A 21,485-nucleotide genomic window follows, 5' to 3' on the forward strand; every position below is an offset into this window, starting at 1 on the left:
TTCGGTAATTTAAAAAAGCTTTAATGGAGTGAGTTGATTATTGATGAGTGAGCAAAACGATGTGTCTAAAAGCTTTGGATAATATTTTCCAGCATAATTTTCAGAGAATAACTTTGTTAGCGGTGGTAACTATTGTTGCTGGTTGTAGTTCTGGTACACAGCGTTTTTCCAATACGTTCTCTCATCGTACGGTATCATCTCAATCAAATATATCAAGCACTATGTATACAGACCCGCGCATGCTATCATACGGTAGTGGTATGATACAAAGCACTGAATTGCCACCTGTGGAATCAAGTGATGATTCGTGGGGAGATGATAATTCCCCCTATAATTTTCCACATCAAGATAGGATAACTTCTTCTGATGGTCGCGTTATGGGCTCCCCTCCACGTAATCTTGGAACACTTTCTCGTTCACAAATGGATAAATCTCCTATTTTTCGGCGGAATTCTTATATTGTCCAGAGTGGAGATACACTGCTCAGTATTGCACGACAAGTAGGGGTTAGTGTTGAGGCATTAAAATTAGCAAACGGTATAAACAGCAATTCCATTTATATCGGTCAGGTACTGGTTGTTCCAAGCAGGCGTACATTAGCAGCTTCAAATGCACACAATAATAACGATTGGGCAGTGTCAACTACAGAATCTACATCCCAATCTCAAGTGATGTCCTCTATAAAAAACAAGAAGTCCTCTCCTATATATAAAGCTCCTGTAACAACGCCACCCTCTGCAAAGATGAACAAATCAAGTTCTGAGAAAAATTTTTCTAAACAGATGACGCAATTGAAACATGAGACTGGTTTGTCAAGTACTGTTACGAATACAGATAATATGACGACTCCGCAAGCCACAGGAATTTCTAAGATGCGTTGGCCAGTACGAGGGCGTTTATTAAGCCAGTTCGGTCAAAAAAAGGGAACAGTAATGAATCGAGGAATAGATATTGCAGTGCCTGAAGGGTCTTCGGTAAAGGCGGCAGAAAATGGTGTGGTTATTTACGCGGGAGATGGACTAAAAGAGCTTGGTAATGTTGTGATGATTCGACATGAAAATGATATTATCACTATTTATGGATGTAATAGTAAGCTTGTTGTTAACAAAGGACAAAGGATAAGGCGCGGTGATGAGATTGCTAAATCTGGTGTTTCAGGAAATGTTAAAACGCCACGTGTCTATTTTGAGATGCGTAAGAATTCATTACCTGTTGATCCCCTTAAATATTTAGAAAACTAATTTATTGATGACGTTTACATTTGAATAGTCTTACAGTTTATAGAAAATTCATGAAAAATAATTGATTTTCTTAAATCAATGACATTGCAGCAAAAAATCATTGGTTTTAGGAAAGTAGTTCGTTGGGGTCGGTAAATATTACCATTTTTGTATTTATGAAAGTGTAAGACAATAGTATCATACTATTTGTCAGCTTTGAGTGTTTCAATTGCTCTTGCATTTGAGAGAAGCATGAAAAAGATATTTTCACGCCTTTCTTAAAAAGTTTTTATCTACAGGCTCATTTAATATGTGTGACGTGCAAGAAAATCGTTTTGATTAATTCAGAAGGTTTGAAATGAGAGCGTTTTATTGTATTTAGATCTGTCATTTGATATCAAAAACGATAAATTATCTATATAAATTAAGTTTGTTCATTAGAAAAATTATCTTGTATAATTTATTGAGTTAGTGAAAAGATTTGTATTGTAGGATATACAATAGGGGAAAGTGAATCTATTTTTTAAGATTTTTCTCATTGTATTTTGGTATTCTGCCTCTTAAGGATTTATTGTATTTTTGTAAAGCTGTGATTAGATTATGTCGTTATTGCTTTTTATGATAAATTCTTTAGGAATTTTTTCTGTATCGGAATTTCATTTTAATAGAGTGGGAAATACCTGAGGTTTAACTATAGGAGATAAAAATGTTTATTACGAACGCTTATGCTCAAGTTGCAGGCGATGTTTCCGGTGGAATTTCATTTGCTAGCGCTGTCCCATTCATTTTAATTTTTGCAATTATGTATTTTTTTATCATTCGTCCACAGCGTGCCCAAATGAAAAAACGCCAAGAAATGCTTAATGCAGTACGTCGTGGTGATACAGTTATAACGGGTGGTGGTATTATCGGCAAGGTTACGAAGGTTCACGACGAGAGTGGTGAATTAGAGGTTGAAATTGGTGAGAGTATGAATATTCGTGTTATTCGCTCAACATTAGCTGATGTGCGCGTTAAAGGTGAGCCGGTTGCAGAAAAAAAGTCAAAACTTAATGCTAAAGCAAAAACACCACAAAAGTCTAAATCTAAAAAGACAACGAAAGAAGATATGAGTATCTCTGAAGAGAAAAAAGCTGTATCAAAGGAAAATGCATCTTAAGGTGTAATGGCAGTTTATTACATTTTTTAAGCATTTTTATAAAAAGCTTGGCAAGACCAAGACAATTTCATTGAAAAAGAGGCTTTTATAGTGGCTACAGAAAATGGAGTTTTTGTTTTCTTTAGATTATTAAAATAGTTGTTTTATTTATAGAATGTTACGCAATTTTTTTCTGTTTTTTAAACAAGATCATTGTTTTTATAAAAAGCAATTTGTGAGTAAATAAGCTGAGGAAACTTTTTAAAAGATAGATTTATTTAAGCAGGTATAGCATTTTACGGCAGTTTATTCCCAAATTTTCATATATTTCTTGTATGAGAAGATTAGGGCATTATATAAAAATTTTCACTTCAATACTAGGCTATGTTTAACATATCAATGTTTATATTAGCCTTACTTTAATTTTTATGATGAGAAGAAGCAAAGACAATTGGATTATTCAAAAATAAAAGGTGCATATTCATGTTCGATGCAATTCAAATTCGTGAAGCACATTTTCCAAGTCGCGCACCTATTGATGCTTATGGAAATGGTGGGTTTCGTTTTGCTGATATGTCTCATAGAGGTTCTATTATTTGTGTACCATCAGGTATTTATGGCATTGAGATGGCAGGGCCTGTTCCCACTCAAAGGGATATATCTCGTATTTTAGAAGAAGCTTCTGAAATCGAAGTTTTATTAATAGGTACTGGAATTGAATTATTACGATTACCTGAAGAGTTACGGGTGCTTTTATGGGAAAAACGTATTTCATCAGATACAATGAGTACGGGAGCGGCGGTGCGTACATTTAATGTTTTATTGGCTGAAGATCGCGCTGTTGCGGCGTTATTATTTGCGGTAGAATAGAGTATTGTTTAATAAAACAAAGGCTCTAGTCTAGCATGAAAGACTTGTGTGATTATTTTCTGCGCTGTAAAATACTGTCGTTTAAGGCGGTGATATAAGGGTATAGAATATACATAACTTAACACATTAAGTGTTTTTTAAATACAGCAGCAAGTATTCAGGACAAAGTTTGCTCATAGTTCCTAATGAATCACATGAGTGATCAGCTCTTGGGACTTAAGACAGTTCATAAGAGGCATTTTAATTCTTTCTTATACAGTTTTTACCTACAAGCCAGTTCCGCTTATGACGTGCAAGGGAATAGTTTTTATTAATGTAACATGGAATTGGTTTGAAATGAAAGTATATCTACGATATTTGGGATTCTAATTTAATATACAAAACACAAAATTATGATTATAAATCAATGCGTTTATAGTAACAGAAACGCACCGAGAGCAATTGGATTTTTTACAAATTGGTGTTGGTAAGAACCTTTGTCTTTTAGGATGGGGAGGAGGTCAATGATTGATGAAGTTTTTGTGATCAGTGCATTTTTTATAAAATAACATTGTCATCTATCCACTGAAAAAGTGTTTTGCGTTGTTTGTTGTTCAAGTTTTACTATGCATGTTACGATTGGTTTTTAGCTTTTTTATTGCAAATGAAAACTTGAAGTCCGATAAGATAAGTTTTATCAGAAAAATTATTTATTTAATTTTTTTCTTTCTAAAACGAAAAGGGATTAGAAAAGAAATTTTAATTCATAATACAGTTAAGAGACACATTTAAAAATCTTATTTTCTGAACTGTATTTGCTTATCCTTCATTTTTTAATATGAATAAAAAGAGGGTATTAATTTAATTGCTAGAAAAGGGACGTTAATAGGTTCATAGAATGATAGGCTCTCTTCCTTATTGTCTTGATATTTTACGTACCATAGATCGTGATCGCTATATATCGGTTTTATTTGCACCTAAAAAAAAGCGCCAAGCATTGGCTGCTCTTTATGTATTTAATGCTGAAGTTTCTCGTATCCGCGAAAGTGTACATGACCCACTCATAGGAGAAATACGGTTACGTTGGTGGTATGATGCTATTGCTCATGGTGAAATGCAAACGAGTGGAAACAATCCGATTTTGAATGATTTATTAAAAGCAATCACTCTTTTTAATTTACCTAAGACAGCTTTTTTACGTTATTGTGATGCGCAAATTTTAGATCTTTATCACAATCCAATAGAAACACTTCATGATCTAGAGCATTATTGTGGTGAGACAGCAGGCATAATTTTACAGCTTTCTTGTCAGATATTAGATCCTGAAACTGCACAAGAGTTTACAGATATCTATGAACATGGAGGGATTTCTCAAGGATTAAGCGGTGTATTGCGTCTTTTATCATTCATGCAATCACGATATCAATATTATTTACCCACTGATATATTAAAGGCTGTAGGAGTGAATAGGAAAGATTTGGAATCTCATCGTCTCAGCGATCAACAAAAGGGTTGTATTGTTGAAGCTATGGTAGCATTATCGCGCGATCATTATACCCAATTTTACGAGTATTCTTGTACTTTACCTAGAGTTCTTAAGCCAGCTTTTCTTCCATTGGTCATTGTACCAGCTTCTCTTCAAAAAGCTATACAGCTGGGGGCAGCAATTTTTCAAGAGAGTGCAACTTTGCCATTGATGTATCGCTATTGGTTGATAACAAGGGCAGCAATAAGCGGCAATTTTCCAAAGATATTGTAAAAAAAATATTACTACGTTGGAATGCGTAACATGTAGACTGATTTTTTCATATGAAGATAAAAGGAGCTATTGTGATTCCAAACCATTTTTTTGTTATAAAAAATGTTGATGTTTTGGTTGTTATGAACGCAAAAGAATAAGAAATTTTATGATCTTGAAAATACGCTGTATTTCTTCATCAGTAATATGTTTTATTCAGTGTATTGGATGGGTGAGATGCAGAGAAAGAAAAACATGAGATAAATCTTAATACATTGGTTTGTTTGAAGAAGAACTTTTAAGTACTCTGAATGTATTGATTGTATCTCATTTGCAAATGAAATGAAATTTCTATTTTATGAGAGAAGTTATCTTAGCAGTCTATAAGTCTATAAAAAACTCTTATTTTTGAGAAATTATAACATCATAATTGATGACTGTTATGATTGATGAATATATTGATTTATAATGATAATACGTTTTTTCTTATATTGAATGAGAGTCTTGAATAGAAAAAGATTTCTCCATTTTTATAATGAATTTTAAAAATAGTTTTTTTATCTATTATAAGTTGGATGTGTAAATGAAATCATTTAAGGAAGAAGCAATACGCTCCCTATGAATGAATATTAAGAGTAGCAATATAATGAGCTATGAATGAATGACGATAGGGATGATGTTTATAGCTTAATGGGCGGCAACCTTTACGACCTTTGGATGGATAATGTTTTTTAATGCATTGCAAAAACGATTCTACATTCCATTGACTATTTTCTCGCAAATCCATACATGCACTGTTTTGCGAGAAAATGAATCATTATACAAACGCTGATCCTAAGATATGCAGACAAGAAATCCGTCTTACCTCTTCAACTATAGACGAAGAGCTGATGAAAACTTTATCAATAAGTTCTTAAAATTATGCACAATCTTTTTATTGGAGAGCGTTAAAGATCTGATTATAATTTGTGCTATTAATTTCCAAAGGATGTTCTTTATTGGCAACTTGTAGCATTTCTAGCTTGAGATCTTCTCTTATCATCATATCTATATTGGCGCGGACCTCAGTTGAAAGAGTATGAGACGTGATATCTTTAGGCATGGTTACAGTCTTTATTTGATAAATGATACGGTTTGTTGCAACCGGACCTTTTATGATGCCATAATGACCTTTGGGAGCAGCAAATAATGCTTTAATCCCTTCAACGCCAAGGATTTCAGATGAGTCTTGACGCCGGAGGGCGGGTGTTGTTTGTTTTGTAACACCAAGGGTATGAGCAAGAGCAACAAGACTTTTTCCTTCCGTGAGCTGTTTGAGAGCATTTTGGGCTTTTTCATCAAGAAGACGTTGGATTTCCTCATTTTTCCATTGAGAAAGAACATCTAGCTTAGCCTCTTCAAGTGTCTTATCACGGGAAGGAATAATTTTATCGACCTTGTACCAGAGATATCCACCATTTTGAAAAGAGAGAGGATCAAGATCGACTCCTTCGTTTGATTGATAGATGGCATTCAGTAAAATATCTTTTTGAGGTAAATCCGTGAGTATTGCACCTTCAAGCGTTTTTCCCGTTTTATCAATAGTAATTGTGCGCAAAGATAACTTGTATTGGTCAGCTAACTCTTTGAGAGAAGCACCCTCAAAACGAGCATTTTCAATGGCAGCATAATTGTTACGGATATCATCAGTAGCACGATTTTTGGCAAGTATTTGGCGAATATTTTCTTCTACACTTTCAAAAGGAAGAGAGCTTGAAGGTTCAATATGCGTAACGCGAATGAGAACAGGTCCCTGTAAGTCATTTATCACAGGACTGACTTGGCCTTGTTGAAGTTCAAAAATTTCAGATGTCAGATGATTAGGAAGTTCGTTTTCTGCGAGAGGACCTTTTTTTATGTCATTAAGAGTCTTTTTTTCAGCTTTTACCAGTTCATCAAAACTCAATCCGTCAGCTATTTTTTTTGCTGCATTATCGGCTTCTTCGCGTGAGGGGAATCGCAGTTCTTCGAATGTACGCTTTTCAGGCGTTACAAAACGTGAAGCATTTTGTGTATAATAGGCTTTTGCCTCATCTGTTGAGATATCTTTAGGTTTTACAAAATCATTAAGTTCCATAGATAGCAAAGAGACAGTACGGTATTCTGGAGCACGAAATTGACTTTGATGTGTTTCAAACCATTTTTGTAATGTTTCGTAATCAGGATCAGCAATTGTTTTCTTTTCTTTTAGATCAATAACGAGATAATCAGCAATACGCATTTCTCCTTGATAAAGAGCAAGTGCTTTATAAAAGAGATTTGGTGCCTTCATATCAGAAAGTAAAGCAGCAATAAGCTGATTACGCTTTTCTTGTTTGGTGTAATAATTAAGAAAAGCACTTTCACTAATACGTAAATGCTGAAGATAGTTATAAAACAAGTTTTTATCAAAAGTGCCATTTACTTGGAACATTTTATCAGAACCAATCGTATGAGCTATTGTATCTTTTGAAAGACTTATTTTCATTTTACGTGCTTGTTCATCAAGCAGTACATTTTGTTGTAATTGATTAAATACAAAAGCAGGAATTTGGTATTGCTGCATTTCATTTGTTGTAAACATTCGTCCAAGATGAGCAGCATATGCTAAACGTGCGCTTTGATCGGCGAGTGCAAGACGATAATCATCGACAGTTACTGTGGACTTTCCAGAAGTAATAAGATCTCTTTCACTTTTTTTGTGTAACTGCGGTACCCCCCATAAAAGAATGAAGCATAAGAGTAAAATAGCAAGGAAAATTCTAAAAATCCAAGAATTTGTAGCATTTCTTATGATGTCAAGCATTGTTCAAGTCCATTTTTAATGTGAGTTATTATCAAAGCTGTAATGGAATTTGCAATAAAGAGATGAAAGATGCAAGCTTTAAAGACTTGCTTTCATTTTATAATTTGGTAACTACAGATAAACAATATATTGTAAAAGCTCTTGAGGTGAAAATATGTCTCCAAATATTCGGCCTTTTCTTGCTGGAAATTGGAAAATGAATGGAACGAGTGAATCGCTTGGAGAGTTGCGTGCTATTGCTACAGGCGTTAGCTCTGATCTAGGTCATCTTTTTGAGGCGCTTATTTGTGTTCCAGCAACGCTTTTATCGCGTGCTTCTAATACGCTGAATGGTGAAAATCTCCTTTTGGGAGGACAAAATTGTCACTTTGATGATCATGGTCCTTATACTGGAGATATTTCAGCTTTTATGCTTAAAGAAGCGGGAGCAAGTCATGTTATTATTGGGCATTCAGAACGTCGTACAGTGTACCAGGAAAATGATGCGATTGTCTGTGCCAAAGTGCAAGCTGCGTGGCGAGCAGGTCTTGTGGCTCTTGTATGTATTGGTGAAACATTGGAGGAGCGTAATAATAATAAAGTACTGGATATTCTCACGCAGCAGCTTGAAGAATCTCTCCCAAATGATGCAACAGCAGAGAATACCATTATCGCTTATGAACCAGTTTGGGCGATAGGCACCGGCAATACAGCGACTCCAGAAGATATTGCAAAAGTACATCATTTCATTCGTGATAGGGTGCGCTCTCGTTTTGGTGATGAAGGCAATAAGATACGTTTGCTTTATGGTGGATCCGTAAAACCATCCAATGCATTTGAGCTTTTAAGCATTGCTCATGTTAATGGTGCTTTGATAGGTGGAGCAAGCTTAAAAGCGATTGATTTTTTAACTATTTGCGATGTTTGTCGTAAACTATAGCAGAGAAATTTGAGTTTCCCCTTGGATTGTGCGTTATTTATGTGTAAATAGCTATTAAAGAGTTATTTAAAGAGCAGGGTTTATGCAAACAGTACTTATAGTTATTCATTTTTTGATTGTGATTACTTTGGTTGGTATTATATTAATTCAACCTTCAGAAGGTGGTGGGTTAGGTGTGAGTAATAGCTCAGGGTTGATGAAAACTCGTGGATCTCGAAACCCTTTAACACGTTTGACTGCTATTTTAGCCTGTTGTTTTTTTGTTGTATCTATTGGACTTACCGTGGTGAGTAATATATCAAATTCTAGTTCTGATATTTTAAAGCGTATACCGGTTAATTCAGAGCAGAATTCTACCAATAAAGACTCAGGATCAGTCCCATCATCAGATGGTGAGTCTTCCCCTTCTATTCTTGAACAGCTAGGAGGCACTTCGAATTCTTCGCAGGAACAGAAACAGTCCACAAATCCTGAAGTAGAAAGTCCAGTTCCTCAGGTTCTTGAAAATACAGTTCCCGATAACAGTACAAAATAGTTTTTTAAGAAAACATAGACTTTTTAAAAAAGGTGATTTTTTTCGCCTTTTTTATTTTAGAAGGAAAATTGTTTCTTTTTGCATTTTTTGCTGGAAAAATCATTATAAATTGCTTATCACCATAAGCCCATGGCACGTTATGTTTTTATTACTGGTGGTGTGGTTTCTTCCCTTGGAAAAGGCATCGCAGCGGCGGCGTTAGCAGCGTTATTACAGGCTCGTGGCTATCGCGTACGTCTTCGCAAACTTGATCCTTATTTAAATGTTGATCCAGGTACGATGTCACCTTATCAACATGGTGAAGTATTTGTGACCGATGATGGTGCAGAAACGGATCTTGATCTTGGTCATTATGAGCGTTTTACTGGGCGTTCTGCAAATAGCCAAGATAATATTACAACAGGGCGTATTTATCGCAATATCATTGAACGAGAGCGGCGTGGTGATTATTTGGGGGCAACAGTCCAAGTTATCCCTCATGTTACAGATGAAATTAAGAGATTCATTACGATGGGAAATGAAGAATTTGATTTTGTTTTGTGTGAGATAGGTGGAACGGTTGGTGATATTGAAGCAATGCCTTTTCTAGAAGCGATTCGTCAGCTTCGCAATGAGCTACCGAGACAAAATGTCGTTTATGTCCATCTCACATTAATGCCTTATATTCCTTCAGCAGGTGAATTAAAAACGAAACCAACACAACATTCTGTCAAAGAATTGCAAGCAGTTGGTATTTCTCCTGATATTTTGCTTGTACGTGCAGATCGATCTATTCCAGAAACAGAACGGTGCAAATTATCACTTTTTTGCAATGTTCGCTCCAATGCAGTCATTCAGGCATTAGATATGCCAACAATTTATGATGTTCCTATGGCATACCATAAGGAAGGTTTGGACTCTGAAGTTCTTTGCGCTTTTGGAATCGATTCGGCACCTTCCCCCAAGATGGATCGTTGGGAAGATATTACGCATCGTATTCACCATCCTGAAGGAGAAGTTACGATTGCTGTTGTGGGAAAATATACGGGCTTAAAGGATGCTTATAAATCTCTGATTGAAGCGATTGCGCATGGTGGTTTAGCGAATAGAGTGAAGGTTAATATTGAGTGGATTGATTCGGAGCTTTTTGAAAAAGAAGATTCTGTTTCAGCTTTACAAAAAGCCCATGGAATTTTGGTTCCAGGTGCTTTTGGGGCACGAGGGGCAGAAGGGAAGATTCGAGCAATTCAATTTGCGCGAGAGCGTAAAGTTCCATTTTTAGGGATTTGTTTTGGGATGCAATTAGCTTGTATAGAAGCTGCGCGCAATATTGCACAGATTGAGAATGCTTCATCAAGCGAGTTTTGCGAAACAGACAATCCAATTGTAGGTTTAATGACAGAATGGCTTAAAGGGGACGTTCTTGAAAAACGTACAAGAAATGGTGATCTCGGCGGTTCAATGCGCCTTGGTGCTTTTGCTGCTGAATTAAAAGAAGAGAGTCATATTGCTCAAATTTATGGGATGACCAAGATTGTCGAGCGACATCGTCATCGTTATGAGGTCAATATTGATTATAAGGATAAGTTAGAACAGTGTGGTTTGATTTTTTCTGGGATGTCTCCTGATGGTATTTTACCAGAAACGATAGAATATGTAGATCATCCATGGTTTATTGGTGTTCAATATCATCCAGAATTAAAATCTCGTCCTTTTGATCCACATCCGCTTTTTTCTTCTTTTATTGAAGCCGCTGTAGAACAAAGTCGATTGGTTTAATGCATAAATTGGATTACTTTGCTTTTGAGGGATAAAATGACTAAACCAAATGCCCGTGTGAAAGTTGGAAATATGATTTTTTCAAATGAAATGCCTCTTTCATTAATTGCAGGGCCGTGTCAGATGGAAAGTCGTGATCATGCTTTTGAAATGGCTGGTCGTATTAAAACCATTACCGATCAGGTTGGTATGGGGTTTGTTTATAAATCAAGTTACGATAAAGCCAACAGAACCTCTTTGAGTGCAGCACGTGGTATTGGTCTTGAAAAAGCAATGGCTATTTTTTCTGATTTAAAAAAAGAGTTTAATTGTCCCATATTAACGGATGTGCATACAGAAGATCAATGTGCAATTGTTTCTTCTACGGTCGATATTTTACAAATACCGGCTTTTTTATGTCGTCAAACAGATCTTTTGGTAGCAGCTGCTAAAACAGGGTGTGTTATTAACATTAAAAAAGGTCAGTTTTTAGCGCCGTGGGACATGGAGAATGTTTTAAAAAAGGTTGTTTTCAGTGGTAATCCGAATGTTATGCTTTGTGAGCGAGGCACGTCATTTGGTTATAACCGGCTTGTTTCTGATATGCGTTCGTTGCCTATTTTACGTTCATTTGGAGCTCCTGTTATTTTTGACGCAACACATTCTGTTCAAGAACCTGGGGGGCAGGGGGCTTCATCTGGTGGACAGCGTCAATTTGTTGAAATTTTAGCGCGTGCGGCTGTTTCTGTTGGGGTCGCAGGTATTTTTTTAGAAACACATCAAGATCCAGATAATGCACCTTCTGATGGACCCAATATGATTAAAATTGATGATTTACAAAGATTGCTTGAGACTTTAATGGAATTTGATTATCTGTCAAAAAAGTTGAGTTGAGAAGAGAAAAAATATTTCATTAATAGGGCATTATAAATGAATCGCGACTTTTGTTGGATAAGGAAACATATATGACTATAATTGTCGATATCATTGGGCGTGAAGTTCTTGATAGCCGTGGTAATCCAACGGTAGAAGTTGATGTTCATTTGGAAAATGGGGCTTTTGGTCGTGCTCTGGTTCCATCGGGAGCCTCAACGGGAGCACATGAGGCTATAGAGCTTCGTGATGGTGGTTTGCGTTATCAAGGGAAAGGTGTTGAAAAAGCGGTTTCTGCAGTCAATGGCGAAATTCTTGAAGAACTTGGTGGGCGAGATGCAACAAATCAAATCGCTATTGATCAAGCAATGATTGCTTTGGATGGAACGCCAAATAAAGCCCGTCTTGGTGCCAATGCACTTCTTGGTGTTTCATTAGCGGTTGCAAAAGCAGCGGCGGATTCATTAAATTTACCTTTGTATCGTTATATTGGTGGTACACAAGCACATATTCTTCCAACACCTATGATGAATGTTATTAATGGTGGCGTTCATGCTGATAACTTGATTGATTTTCAAGAGTTTATGATTATTCCTATAGGAGCTCCTACTGTAAAAGAAGCTATCCGTTATGGCGCTGAGGTTTTCCATACATTGAAAAAGCTTTTAAAAGATGCGGGTTATAATACCAATGTTGGTGATGAAGGTGGTTTTGCACCTCAATTTAAAAGTGCTGATCAAGCAATTGATTTTATTATGGAATCTATCATGGCATGTGGCTATAAACCAGGTGAACAAATTGCCATTGGTTTAGACTGTGCTTCAACAGAATTTTATAAAAATGGTTCGTATTTTTATAAAGGTGAGGGGAAATGCCGTGACACCCAAGAGCAGGTAGATTATTTAGCGCAGCTTGTGAAAAATTATCCTATTATTACAATTGAAGATGGAATGGCAGAGGATGATTGGGAAGGTTGGAAGCTACTTACTGACACAATTGGAGAAAAATGTCAGCTTGTTGGCGATGATTTGTTTGTAACGAATTCAGCACGTTTGCGTGATGGTATCAAAATGGGGGTAGGCAATTCTATTCTCATAAAAGTTAATCAAATTGGTACATTGAGTGAAACACTTGATGCTGTAGAAGTAGCACATAAAGCAGGTTATCGTGCCATTATATCTCATCGTTCAGGCGAAACAGAGGATTCTTTCATTGCAGATCTTGCAGTTGCAACGAATTGTGGACAAATTAAAACAGGTTCTCTTGCACGTTCGGATAGATTAGCCAAATACAATCAACTTATTCGTATTGAAGAAATACTGGGAGCCCAAGCGCGTTATGCTGGTGATGTATATCGTTGATAGTTGTGAGCACAAAGTGTGAGAGTATGATATTATTTAGATTATGAAATTGAGATTTCTTATCAAAGACATGTACTCAGTAATTTTATAGGTATTTAAGTTTATAGGGATTAAGATGAGAGGTATAATTATTACTCAAGATCAAGGAATGTATCTCGTTTCGGGTGATGACGGTAAGCGTTATCAGTTTGCGACTTGGGATTGGTTGGGAAAGAAACCACCAAGGATTGGTGATACTGTTGATTTTGTCTATGAAGGGGGTGTTGTCAGTTCTGTTTTTCCATTGTTGAGATCAGGTACAGAGAACTCAAAGATAATGTTTGCACTTCTTTGTTGGGTTGCAGGTATCTTTGGTGTTCATCGCTTTATGGTTGGGAGAGTTCGGACGGGTACTTTAATGCTCGTTTTATCTTTATCATTGTTTGGATTGATGATTACCGGTATTTGGGCGATTGTTGATTTTATACTCATTATTGCTGGAAAATTTACGGATAAAGATGGGAATCAGATTACAGATTTGTAAAAAATTTACAATAAAAAGAAAATAATAAAGTTTACTTTTTATTTCGATCAATATATTAAGTTGCAATAATGCAAGATTATTGTACTCTATTTCTTTAATGTGAGATATTAAGAGAAATATGCACAGTTGAATAAAAGTATTGAAAAAGACTGTGCTATTTTATGTGGGTAAATCAAAGATATAAATCAACTAAAGCATGTTTTTTGTTACTGCTTATAGCAGGGGGAAATATTAGATTATTGGGGAGTTCCGAACTATTTTAACTTCATGTTTATCATGGTGAGTACGAATTGTATTTACACCGTGAGGTTAATCCGCATATTATCGAATTAGAAATAATCTCTTTATGAATAACACATGAGGAGCAGCTTTATAGGTGGGCAAGAATGAAAGGTAAGATTATTGGTCAGGATCAAGGAGATTATTTTGTTTCAGGGGCTGACGGTAAGCGTTATCAATTTTCAAGTTTCGATTGGTTAGGAAAAAAAACACCAAAAGTGGGTGATACCGTTGATTTTGTATATGAAGATAATGTTGTTAAATCTGTTCTCCCTCTCGTGAGTAAAACTCAGTCAGAAAAATCAAGATTGGCGATAGCACTTGTTTGTTGGTTTTTTGGATGGTTGGGAATTCATCGCTTTATGGCAGGTAAAGTTGGAACGGGTATTGTAATGCTTCTTATAACGATAACAGGTATAGGGCTGTTAGTTACTATACCGTGGTCATTCATTGATTTTATAGTTATTTTATCCGGATATTTTAGGGATGAAAACGGGGATAAAATTATAAATTGGTAGAAATTTTAGAATAATATAAAATGTAAAGAGTGAGGCACTTTCTTTACTTTTAATGTTGTCAATATATTAATTTAATAATGTAAATTATTTTAATATATGTCTTTAAATGTGAAATATTAAAGAAAATTATGAATATTTAAATAAAACTATTGAAAAAGACTGTACTATTTCATATGAAAAAAAGCAAAGGTGCAAATCGAACAGCGTGCTTTGTATTACCACTTGTAATTGCGGGAATTTTAAGTTGTTGGGGAATTTTTAGCTTTTTAAATTGTCATATATCACGGTGAATACAGACTGTATTCATGCTGTGAGGTTTATTCAACATATTATCATATTAGAAGAAAAGCTTCTTTATGAATAACAATTTTATAGGTGGTGAAGATGAAAGGTAAGATTATTGGTCATGATCAAGGAGATTATTTCATTTCAGGGGCTGATGGTAAGCGCTATCAGTTTGCGAATTGGGATTGGTCAGGAAAAACGCCGCCGAAAGTTGGTGACGTCGTTGATTTTGTGTGTGAAGGGGATACCATTAAATCTATTTTCCCTATCTCAACTGAAGGTCAGTCACAGCAATCAAAAGTGACGTTAGCGGTCGTTTGTTTTTTTCTAGGTGGACTAGGACTTCATCGTTTTATGGTTGGTAAAGTTGGAACGGGCATTGCAATGCTTCTTATAAATATAATAAGTGTAATAAGTATAATAAGTGTAATATTTATGCCGGTAGGGCTTATAGGAATTTTTTTGATAATTACACCTTGGGTATTGATTGATTTTATAGTCATTTTAACAGGAAGTTTTAAGGACAAAGATGGGTGTAAAATCACAACTTAGAGGATATCCAATATTTATAATATAAAAAGTGGGGCATTCAGCTTACTTTGATCGTATTAAGGGGGGGGATAAATTGAAATAACAAATTATTTTGGTGTAGATTTGGTAATGAGGTATTAATCAAAATCGTGCATAGTTGGGCTGATTATTAAGAAATTTGTGCTGTAAAGACTGTGCTATTTTATGTGGACAAAGCAGAAACGTCGATCAATCAAAGTACGCTTTGTACTACCTCTTATGACGGTGGGAGTCTTAAGCTATTTCAGTTATCACATTTATCATGGTGAGTATGGATTGTATTCACGCAGTGAAGTTAATCAGCATATTAGCGAATTAGAAAAGGAGCTTCATAAAATAGAAGCTGAGCGGATATTCATGGAAAAGCGTATTTCTCTTTTACGCAATGGGCATATAGAAAAAGATATGTTGGATGAGTATGTCCGAAAGAATTTGAACTTTTCTAAGCCAAATGAATTGACAATCTTAATACCTTGAAATGATACCAAAGGTAAATGAAAAATCGCTTAATTTAAACAACAATCAGCAATGATATTGTTTAAGCCGATTGATAAGGCTTGTAACTTTTGTTCGTAAAGGTTATTCCTAAATAATCATAAAAGGGAGTTTAATATGGCAGAACGACTTAAAAAAAATTCTGCGTCGGCGGCGCGCACTGCATTATCAAGCACCACAAAGAAAGCACCAATAGCAGATTTTACAAAAGAAGAAGAAATTGATGCTTATCGTGAAATGCTTTTAATTCGCCGTTTTGAAGAAAAAGCAGGACAACTTTATGGTATGGGGCTTATTGGGGGATTTTGTCACCTTTATATTGGTCAGGAAGCCGTTGTTATAGGAACATTGAAAGCGGCAAAAGAAGGTGATCAGGTTATTACGTCTTACCGTGATCATGGACATATGTTAGCGGTTGGGATGAGTCCGCGTGGTGTCATGGCAGAATTAACGGGGCGCCAAGGTGGCTTTTCCAAAGGGAAAGGTGGCTCGATGCATATGTTCTCTAAAGAAAAGAACTTTTATGGAGGACATGGTATTGTTGGTGCGCAGGTTCCCATTGGTTCAGGTTTGGCATTTTCGAATCAATATCTTGGTAAAGATAATGTGACATTGGTTTATTTTGGTGATGGTGCTGCAAATCAGGGGCAGGTTTACGAGAGTTTTAATATGGCTTCACTTTGGAAGCTTCCCGTTGTTTATATTATTGAAAACAATCAGTATGCTATGGGAACGTCAGTTTCACGTGCATCTGCAGAAACTGATTTTTCCCGACGCGGTCTTTCTTTTGAAATTCCAGGTATTGTTGTTGACGGTATGGATGTTCGATCAGTAAAAGGAGCTGCTGATGAAGCAATTTCTTGGGCACGCTCAGGTAAAGGACCGATCATTCTTGATATGCAGACCTATCGCTATCGTGGTCATTCCATGTCTGATCCAGCAAAATATCGTTCCAAGGAAGAAGTCCAAAAAATAAAAGAGGAGCACGATCCGATTGATCAAGTAAAAAGTCGGATTCTTAAAAAAAATTGGGCGAGCGAAGACGATTTAAAATCTGTTGAGAAAGAGGTCCGTGCAATTGTTGCTGATGCGGTAGATTTTGCACAAAGTGATCAAGAGCCAGATGCTTCTGAGCTCTATACTGATATTTTAGTTTGATGCGAGGGAAGCAAGTATGTCTATTGATATTTTGATGCCGGCGCTTTCACCAACTATGGAAGAAGGTAAACTGTCTAAATGGCTCAAGAAAGAAGGTGATAAGGTTAGCTCTGGCGATGTTATTGCTGAAATTGAAACGGATAAGGCTACAATGGAAGTAGAGGCCGTTGATGAAGGTACTCTTGGTAAAATTTTTGTGCCTGAAGGTTCAGAAGGCGTAAGGGTTAACACTGTTATTGCAATTTTGTTAGAAGAAGGTGAGCGTGCTGAGGATATTTCGCAGCCTACGGATACAGCACAAAAACCTAAGGAATCTCCTCTTTCTCTACCTTTGTCAGTTCCGCAGGCTGCTCCTACTTTTGATACATCTCTTAATTTTGATATTCCAGCGGGAACACAAATGGTTACAATGACAGTTCGTGAAGCGCTTAATCAGGCTTTGGCTGAAGAAATGCGGCGTGATGAAAAAGTTTTTCTCATGGGGGAAGAGGTCGCGCAATATCAAGGTGCCTATAAGGTTAGTCAGGGTTTGTTGGAAGAGTTCGGGGAACGCCGAGTTATTGATACCCCAATTACAGAGCACGGCTTTGCTGGGCTGGCTGTTGGGGCTGCTTTTGGTGGGTTACGTCCTATTGTCGAGTTTATGACCTTTAATTTTGCGATGCAGGCGATGGACCAAATTATTAACTCAGCAGCCAAAACACGTTATATGTCTGGTGGACAAATGACCGCTCCTATGGTTTTCCGAGGTCCCAATGGTGCAGCTGCCCGTGTTGGTGCTCAACATTCTCAATGTTATGCTGCATGGTATAGTCATGTACCAGGTCTGAAAGTTGTCATGCCTTATAGTGCTGCAGATGCAAAAGGTTTGCTGAAAGCTGCTATTCGTGATGATAATCCTGTTATTTTCCTTGAAAATGAGATTTTGTATGGGCATCAATTTGATGTTCCTCAACTGGATGATTTTCTTTTGCCTATTGGTAAGGCGCGTATTCATAAGTCTGGACAAGATGTGACGATTGTTGCATGTGGAATTGGGATGCATTATGCTGTTCAAGCGTTACCAGAAATCGAAAAACTTGGTATTGATGTTGAATTGATTGATTTACGAACCATTCGCCCGATGGATCTTCCAACAATTCTTTCGTCAGTTAAAAAAACAGGTCGTTTGGTAACAATTGAAGAGGGATTTCCTCAGTCATCTGTGGGAACTGAAATAGCAACGCGTGTTATGCAGCAGGCTTTTGACTATCTTGATGCGCCAATTGCTACGATTTCTGGCAAAGATGTTCCGATGCCTTATGCCGCTAATCTTGAGAAGTTGGCTTTGCCTAATACTGCTGAAATTATTGAGGCCGTTAAGGCTGTGACATACAGAGCATAACGGAGGAAAGCATAATGCCCATTAAAATTACAATGCCAGCGCTTTCCCCTACGATGGAAGAGGGAAATTTAACAAAATGGAATATTAAGGAGGGAGATAAGGTTTCCTCTGGTGATGTTATTGCTGAAATTGAGACGGATAAAGCGACAATGGAAGTCGAAGCCGTTGATGAAGGTAGGGTTGCTAAAATTGTTGTTCCTGCTGGAACACAAGGCGTTAAAGTAAATGCTTTAATTGTTGTTTTAGCAGAAGAAGGTGAAGATTTAGCTGAAGCTGCAAAAGTTGCAGAAGAAATCTCTTCTTCTACAAGACAAAAACCAGAGGGCATCAAACAGACAGATTCTCTGAAACAGACGGACTCAAAGGGAATAAAAATGTCTCATGAATCATCAACTGGGCAATTAATACAGCAAGATAAAAAGGAAGCTCGTCTTTTTGCCTCTCCCTTAGCGCGGCGATTAGCATCTCAGGCAGGTCTTGATTTATCCCTTATTTCTGGAAGTGGTCCGCATGGCCGTATTATTAAGCGCGATGTAGAAAAAGCTGTGAGCAGCGATATGTCTAAAGTGTCTTATTCATCACAGATAGGGGAGCTAATAGCTACAGGTGCTTCGGACAAACAGATATTGAAACTCTTCAAAGAGGATGAATATAGCTTCGCTCCCCATAATAATATGCGTAAAACAATCGCGACACGTTTGGTGGAATCAAAACAGAGAGTCCCACATTTCTATGTAACGGTAGATTGTGAACTTGATGCGCTATTAGCACTGCGTACACAACTAAATGCTGCTGCTCCAATGGTTAAGGGGCAGGAAGAAACTCAGCCTACTTATAAGCTTTCTGTTAATGATATGGTGATCAAAGCTGTCGCACTTTCTTTGAAAGCGGTTCCTGATGCGAATGTTTCTTGGCTTGAAGGCGGGATGCTTCATCATAAACATTGTGATGTTGGGGTTGCTGTTTCTATTCCCAATGGATTAATTACACCGATTATTCGCCATGCAGAGAAAAAGCCGTTATCACTTATTTCCAAAGAGATGAAGGATTTTGCAAAGCGTGCGCGCGAGGGCAAGTTAAAAATGGAAGAATATCAGGGTGGAACAACAGCTGTATCAAATATGGGGATGTATGGTATAAAAAGTTTTTCGGCTATTCTTAATCCACCGCATGCGACGATTTTTGCGATTGGTGCAGGGGAGCAACGCGCCGTTGTTAAAAATGGTGCATTAGTTGTTGCGACAGTTATGTCAGTTACGCTTTCTGCGGATCATCGTGCTGTCGATGGTGCTTTAGCAGCAGAGCTCGCGCGGACTTTTAAGAAGATGATTGAAAATCCATTAGCAATGTTGGTTTGAACTGTTTAACAGTTCTTCACGTAAATTGTGAGAAAGCGTGTTAAGAGAATAGAAACAAATTTAAAGAGTTTAAAGAGCAATGTTATTGCTATTTCTGGTTTGGGTAAAGCATTTACGTGAAGCTTAAAGCAAAGACATAAGATAATTCTCTCATGTTGTTTTACAGTCTTAAGTTCAAAAAATGCATATCCGTTTTTTATATATCCATGGAGGAATTACTGTGGCAAATCTTTATGATGTAATTGTGATTGGATCAGGTCCAGGCGGATATGTAACCGCAATTCGTGCAGCACAATGTGGCTTTAAGACTGCGATTGTTGAACGTGAACATTTGGGAGGGATCTGTTTAAATTGGGGATGTATTCCAACAAAGGCCCTTCTACGTTCAGCGGAAATGAAACATTTTGCTGAACATGCGACAAATTATGGATTAAAAATTAATGGTTCAATTGAGGCAAACATCAAAGATGTTGTGGCACGTTCACGGGGTGTTTCAGCACGTTTAAATGCTGGTGTTGGTTTTTTAATGAAAAAAAACAAAATTGATATTATCTGGGGTGAAGCAAAGCTTACTAAAGAAGCAAAGGGAAGCCTTCCTGCGGAAATTATGGTTTCTTCATCCTCCAAACCGATTATGCAACCGCAAAATCCAGTCCCTAAAGGGACGTTAGGGGAGGGAACTTATCAAGCAAAGCATATCATTATTGCAACGGGTGCACGTCCTCGTGTCCTTCCTGGTATTGAGCCAGATGGAAAACTCATTTGGACTTATTTTGAAGCTATGATACCGCCAGCAATGCCAAAATCGCTTTTGGTTATAGGGTCTGGGGCTATTGGCATTGAATTTGCTTCTTTTTATCATGATATGGGGGCGACAGTAACTGTTGTTGAAATGATGCCCCATATCATGCCTGCTGAAGATATTGAAATTTCAACGTTTGCTCGTAAACAGTTAGAGAAAAAAGGTTTACGTACTCTTCGTCAAGCAAAAGTAACAAAGGTTGAAAAATCTTCCGATTCTGTAAGTGTACATATTGATGTTCAAGGTAAAATAGAGTCAATGACTGTTGACCGGTTGATTTCTGCTGTTGGGGTGCAAGGTAATATTGAGAATCTTGGTTTAGAAGCTTTGGGAATAAAAACCGATCGCGGCTGCATTGTAACTGATGAATGGAGTTGGACGGGGGTGGAAGGTATTTATGCTATTGGTGATGTAGCAGGCCCACCTATGTTGGCCCATAAAGCAGAAGAAGAAGGTGTGATATGTATTGAGCATCTTGCAGGTTTGAAAAGCGCTCATCCACTTGATAAAAGAAAAATTCCAGGGTGTACATATTGTACACCACAGGTTGCCTCTGTAGGGCTTTCAGAAGCGGCAGCAAAAGAAGCAGGTTATGATATACGTATTGGTCGTTATTCTTTTGCTGCGAATGGTAAGGCGATTGCTTTGGGTGAAGATCAGGGGTTAGTAAAAACGATTTTTGATAAAAAAACAGGACAGCTTCTCGGGGCCCATATGGTAGGGGCTGAGGTAACAGAATTGATACAGGGTTTTGTTATTGCTATGAATCTTGAAACAACAGAAGAAGAATTAATGCATACTGTCTTTCCACATCCGACTTTATCGGAAATGATGAAAGAAAGTGTATTAGATGCTTATGGTCAAGTTTTAAACGCTTGATGACTGGATTGTATGAAAAATTTTATATTTTTGATTGTTA

Annotated in this window: 18 protein-coding genes; 17 read left to right on the forward strand and 1 reads right to left on the reverse strand. The window is 37.0% G+C overall.

Annotated elements, in window-relative coordinates:
- Positions 1–59 precede the first annotated feature (59 nt).
- The 4 genes from ACFINL_RS02215 (at position 60) to ACFINL_RS02230 (ending at position 4,966) form a co-directional block, all read left to right on the forward strand.
- Positions 60–1,241, forward strand: coding sequence for a peptidoglycan DD-metalloendopeptidase family protein (locus ACFINL_RS02215; RefSeq protein WP_375649600.1), 1,182 nt, complete (start codon positions 60–62; stop codon positions 1,239–1,241).
- 685 nt (positions 1,242–1,926) lie between these two features.
- Complete coding sequence (gene yajC, locus ACFINL_RS02220) at positions 1,927–2,379, forward strand: preprotein translocase subunit YajC (RefSeq protein WP_375649606.1); 453 nt, start codon at positions 1,927–1,929, stop codon at positions 2,377–2,379.
- 462 nt (positions 2,380–2,841) lie between these two features.
- Positions 2,842–3,228, forward strand: a complete 387-nt coding sequence (locus ACFINL_RS02225) for an Mth938-like domain-containing protein (RefSeq protein WP_375611259.1) — start codon at positions 2,842–2,844, stop codon at positions 3,226–3,228.
- 877 nt (positions 3,229–4,105) lie between these two features.
- Positions 4,106–4,966 carry a phytoene/squalene synthase family protein gene (locus ACFINL_RS02230; protein ID WP_375649613.1) on the forward strand — a complete coding sequence of 287 codons (861 nt, stop codon included), beginning with the start codon at positions 4,106–4,108 and terminating at the stop codon, positions 4,964–4,966.
- A 913-nt stretch (positions 4,967–5,879) separates the two neighbouring features.
- On the opposite strand, the gene ACFINL_RS02235 is transcribed toward ACFINL_RS02230, so the two are convergent.
- The gene (locus tag ACFINL_RS02235; RefSeq protein WP_375611261.1) at positions 5,880–7,769 is read right to left on the reverse strand and encodes a peptidyl-prolyl cis-trans isomerase; all 1,890 of its coding nucleotides are present in this window, start codon (positions 7,767–7,769) and stop codon (positions 5,880–5,882) included.
- Positions 7,770–7,923: 154 nt separating this feature from the next.
- Between ACFINL_RS02235 and tpiA the strand changes: the two genes are divergently transcribed.
- From tpiA to lpdA, 13 genes are all read left to right on the forward strand, one after another.
- Positions 7,924–8,688, forward strand: a complete 765-nt coding sequence (tpiA, locus tag ACFINL_RS02240; protein ID WP_375611262.1) for a triose-phosphate isomerase — start codon at positions 7,924–7,926, stop codon at positions 8,686–8,688.
- A gap of 82 nt (positions 8,689–8,770) precedes the next feature.
- Complete coding sequence (gene secG / locus ACFINL_RS02245) at positions 8,771–9,223, forward strand: preprotein translocase subunit SecG (protein WP_375638112.1); 453 nt, start codon at positions 8,771–8,773, stop codon at positions 9,221–9,223.
- Between the two features lie 129 nt (positions 9,224–9,352).
- Positions 9,353–10,981: a CTP synthase gene (locus ACFINL_RS02250; protein ID WP_375631768.1), complete on the forward strand. Its 1,629-nt coding sequence runs from the start codon at positions 9,353–9,355 to the stop codon at positions 10,979–10,981.
- A 36-nt stretch (positions 10,982–11,017) separates the two neighbouring features.
- Positions 11,018–11,854: a 3-deoxy-8-phosphooctulonate synthase gene (gene kdsA, locus ACFINL_RS02255; protein ID WP_375649621.1), complete on the forward strand. Its 837-nt coding sequence runs from the start codon at positions 11,018–11,020 to the stop codon at positions 11,852–11,854.
- Between the two features lie 71 nt (positions 11,855–11,925).
- On the forward strand, positions 11,926–13,194 hold the full coding sequence (gene eno / locus ACFINL_RS02260) for a phosphopyruvate hydratase (RefSeq protein ID WP_375645789.1): 1,269 nt from the start codon (positions 11,926–11,928) through the stop codon (positions 13,192–13,194).
- 115 nt (positions 13,195–13,309) lie between these two features.
- A complete protein-coding gene (locus tag ACFINL_RS02265) occupies positions 13,310–13,717 on the forward strand; it encodes an NINE protein (protein WP_375611266.1) in 408 nt (135 codons plus the stop codon).
- A 386-nt stretch (positions 13,718–14,103) separates the two neighbouring features.
- The gene (locus tag ACFINL_RS02270; protein WP_375611267.1) at positions 14,104–14,514 is read left to right on the forward strand and encodes a TM2 domain-containing protein; all 411 of its coding nucleotides are present in this window, start codon (positions 14,104–14,106) and stop codon (positions 14,512–14,514) included.
- A 384-nt stretch (positions 14,515–14,898) separates the two neighbouring features.
- Positions 14,899–15,351 carry a TM2 domain-containing protein gene (locus ACFINL_RS02275; protein ID WP_375611268.1) on the forward strand — a complete coding sequence of 151 codons (453 nt, stop codon included), beginning with the start codon at positions 14,899–14,901 and terminating at the stop codon, positions 15,349–15,351.
- A 183-nt stretch (positions 15,352–15,534) separates the two neighbouring features.
- Entirely contained in the window at positions 15,535–15,846 is a 312-nt protein-coding gene (locus ACFINL_RS02280; RefSeq protein WP_012754998.1) for a septum formation initiator family protein, read from the forward strand.
- A gap of 135 nt (positions 15,847–15,981) precedes the next feature.
- Positions 15,982–17,022 (forward strand): pyruvate dehydrogenase (acetyl-transferring) E1 component subunit alpha, encoded by a 1,041-nt coding sequence (gene pdhA / locus ACFINL_RS02285; protein ID WP_375611269.1) that lies wholly within the window; start codon positions 15,982–15,984, stop codon positions 17,020–17,022.
- 16 nt (positions 17,023–17,038) lie between these two features.
- Positions 17,039–18,406, forward strand: a complete 1,368-nt coding sequence (locus ACFINL_RS02290) for a pyruvate dehydrogenase complex E1 component subunit beta (RefSeq protein ID WP_375611270.1) — start codon at positions 17,039–17,041, stop codon at positions 18,404–18,406.
- Positions 18,407–18,420: 14 nt separating this feature from the next.
- Positions 18,421–19,764, forward strand: coding sequence for a pyruvate dehydrogenase complex dihydrolipoamide acetyltransferase (locus tag ACFINL_RS02295; protein ID WP_375611271.1), 1,344 nt, complete (start codon positions 18,421–18,423; stop codon positions 19,762–19,764).
- Between the two features lie 220 nt (positions 19,765–19,984).
- On the forward strand, positions 19,985–21,445 hold the full coding sequence (gene lpdA / locus ACFINL_RS02300; RefSeq protein WP_375611272.1) for a dihydrolipoyl dehydrogenase: 1,461 nt from the start codon (positions 19,985–19,987) through the stop codon (positions 21,443–21,445).
- Positions 21,446–21,485 lie beyond the last annotated feature (40 nt).

This window comes from Bartonella sp. AA78NXGY (assembly GCF_042197005.1).
Classification (GTDB): Bacteria; Pseudomonadota; Alphaproteobacteria; order Rhizobiales; family Rhizobiaceae; genus Bartonella.

What these genes read in the sequence shown, in the direction of transcription:
- ACFINL_RS02215 (WP_375649600.1), top strand. Translation starts at nt 60, where the DNA reads ATGTGTCTAAAAGCTTTGGATAATATTTTCCAGCATAATTTTCAGAGA.
- yajC (WP_375649606.1), top strand. Translation starts at nt 1,927, where the DNA reads ATGTTTATTACGAACGCTTATGCTCAAGTTGCAGGCGATGTTTCCGGT.
- ACFINL_RS02225 (WP_375611259.1), top strand. Translation starts at nt 2,842, where the DNA reads ATGTTCGATGCAATTCAAATTCGTGAAGCACATTTTCCAAGTCGCGCA.
- ACFINL_RS02230 (WP_375649613.1), top strand. Translation starts at nt 4,106, where the DNA reads ATGATAGGCTCTCTTCCTTATTGTCTTGATATTTTACGTACCATAGAT.
- ACFINL_RS02235 (WP_375611261.1), bottom strand. Translation starts at nt 7,769, where the DNA reads ATGCTTGACATCATAAGAAATGCTACAAATTCTTGGATTTTTAGAATT.
- tpiA (WP_375611262.1), top strand. Translation starts at nt 7,924, where the DNA reads ATGTCTCCAAATATTCGGCCTTTTCTTGCTGGAAATTGGAAAATGAAT.
- secG (WP_375638112.1), top strand. Translation starts at nt 8,771, where the DNA reads ATGCAAACAGTACTTATAGTTATTCATTTTTTGATTGTGATTACTTTG.
- ACFINL_RS02250 (WP_375631768.1), top strand. Translation starts at nt 9,353, where the DNA reads ATGGCACGTTATGTTTTTATTACTGGTGGTGTGGTTTCTTCCCTTGGA.
- kdsA (WP_375649621.1), top strand. Translation starts at nt 11,018, where the DNA reads ATGACTAAACCAAATGCCCGTGTGAAAGTTGGAAATATGATTTTTTCA.
- eno (WP_375645789.1), top strand. Translation starts at nt 11,926, where the DNA reads ATGACTATAATTGTCGATATCATTGGGCGTGAAGTTCTTGATAGCCGT.
- ACFINL_RS02265 (WP_375611266.1), top strand. Translation starts at nt 13,310, where the DNA reads ATGAGAGGTATAATTATTACTCAAGATCAAGGAATGTATCTCGTTTCG.
- ACFINL_RS02270 (WP_375611267.1), top strand. Translation starts at nt 14,104, where the DNA reads ATGAAAGGTAAGATTATTGGTCAGGATCAAGGAGATTATTTTGTTTCA.
- ACFINL_RS02275 (WP_375611268.1), top strand. Translation starts at nt 14,899, where the DNA reads ATGAAAGGTAAGATTATTGGTCATGATCAAGGAGATTATTTCATTTCA.
- ACFINL_RS02280 (WP_012754998.1), top strand. Translation starts at nt 15,535, where the DNA reads ATGTGGACAAAGCAGAAACGTCGATCAATCAAAGTACGCTTTGTACTA.
- pdhA (WP_375611269.1), top strand. Translation starts at nt 15,982, where the DNA reads ATGGCAGAACGACTTAAAAAAAATTCTGCGTCGGCGGCGCGCACTGCA.
- ACFINL_RS02290 (WP_375611270.1), top strand. Translation starts at nt 17,039, where the DNA reads ATGTCTATTGATATTTTGATGCCGGCGCTTTCACCAACTATGGAAGAA.
- ACFINL_RS02295 (WP_375611271.1), top strand. Translation starts at nt 18,421, where the DNA reads ATGCCCATTAAAATTACAATGCCAGCGCTTTCCCCTACGATGGAAGAG.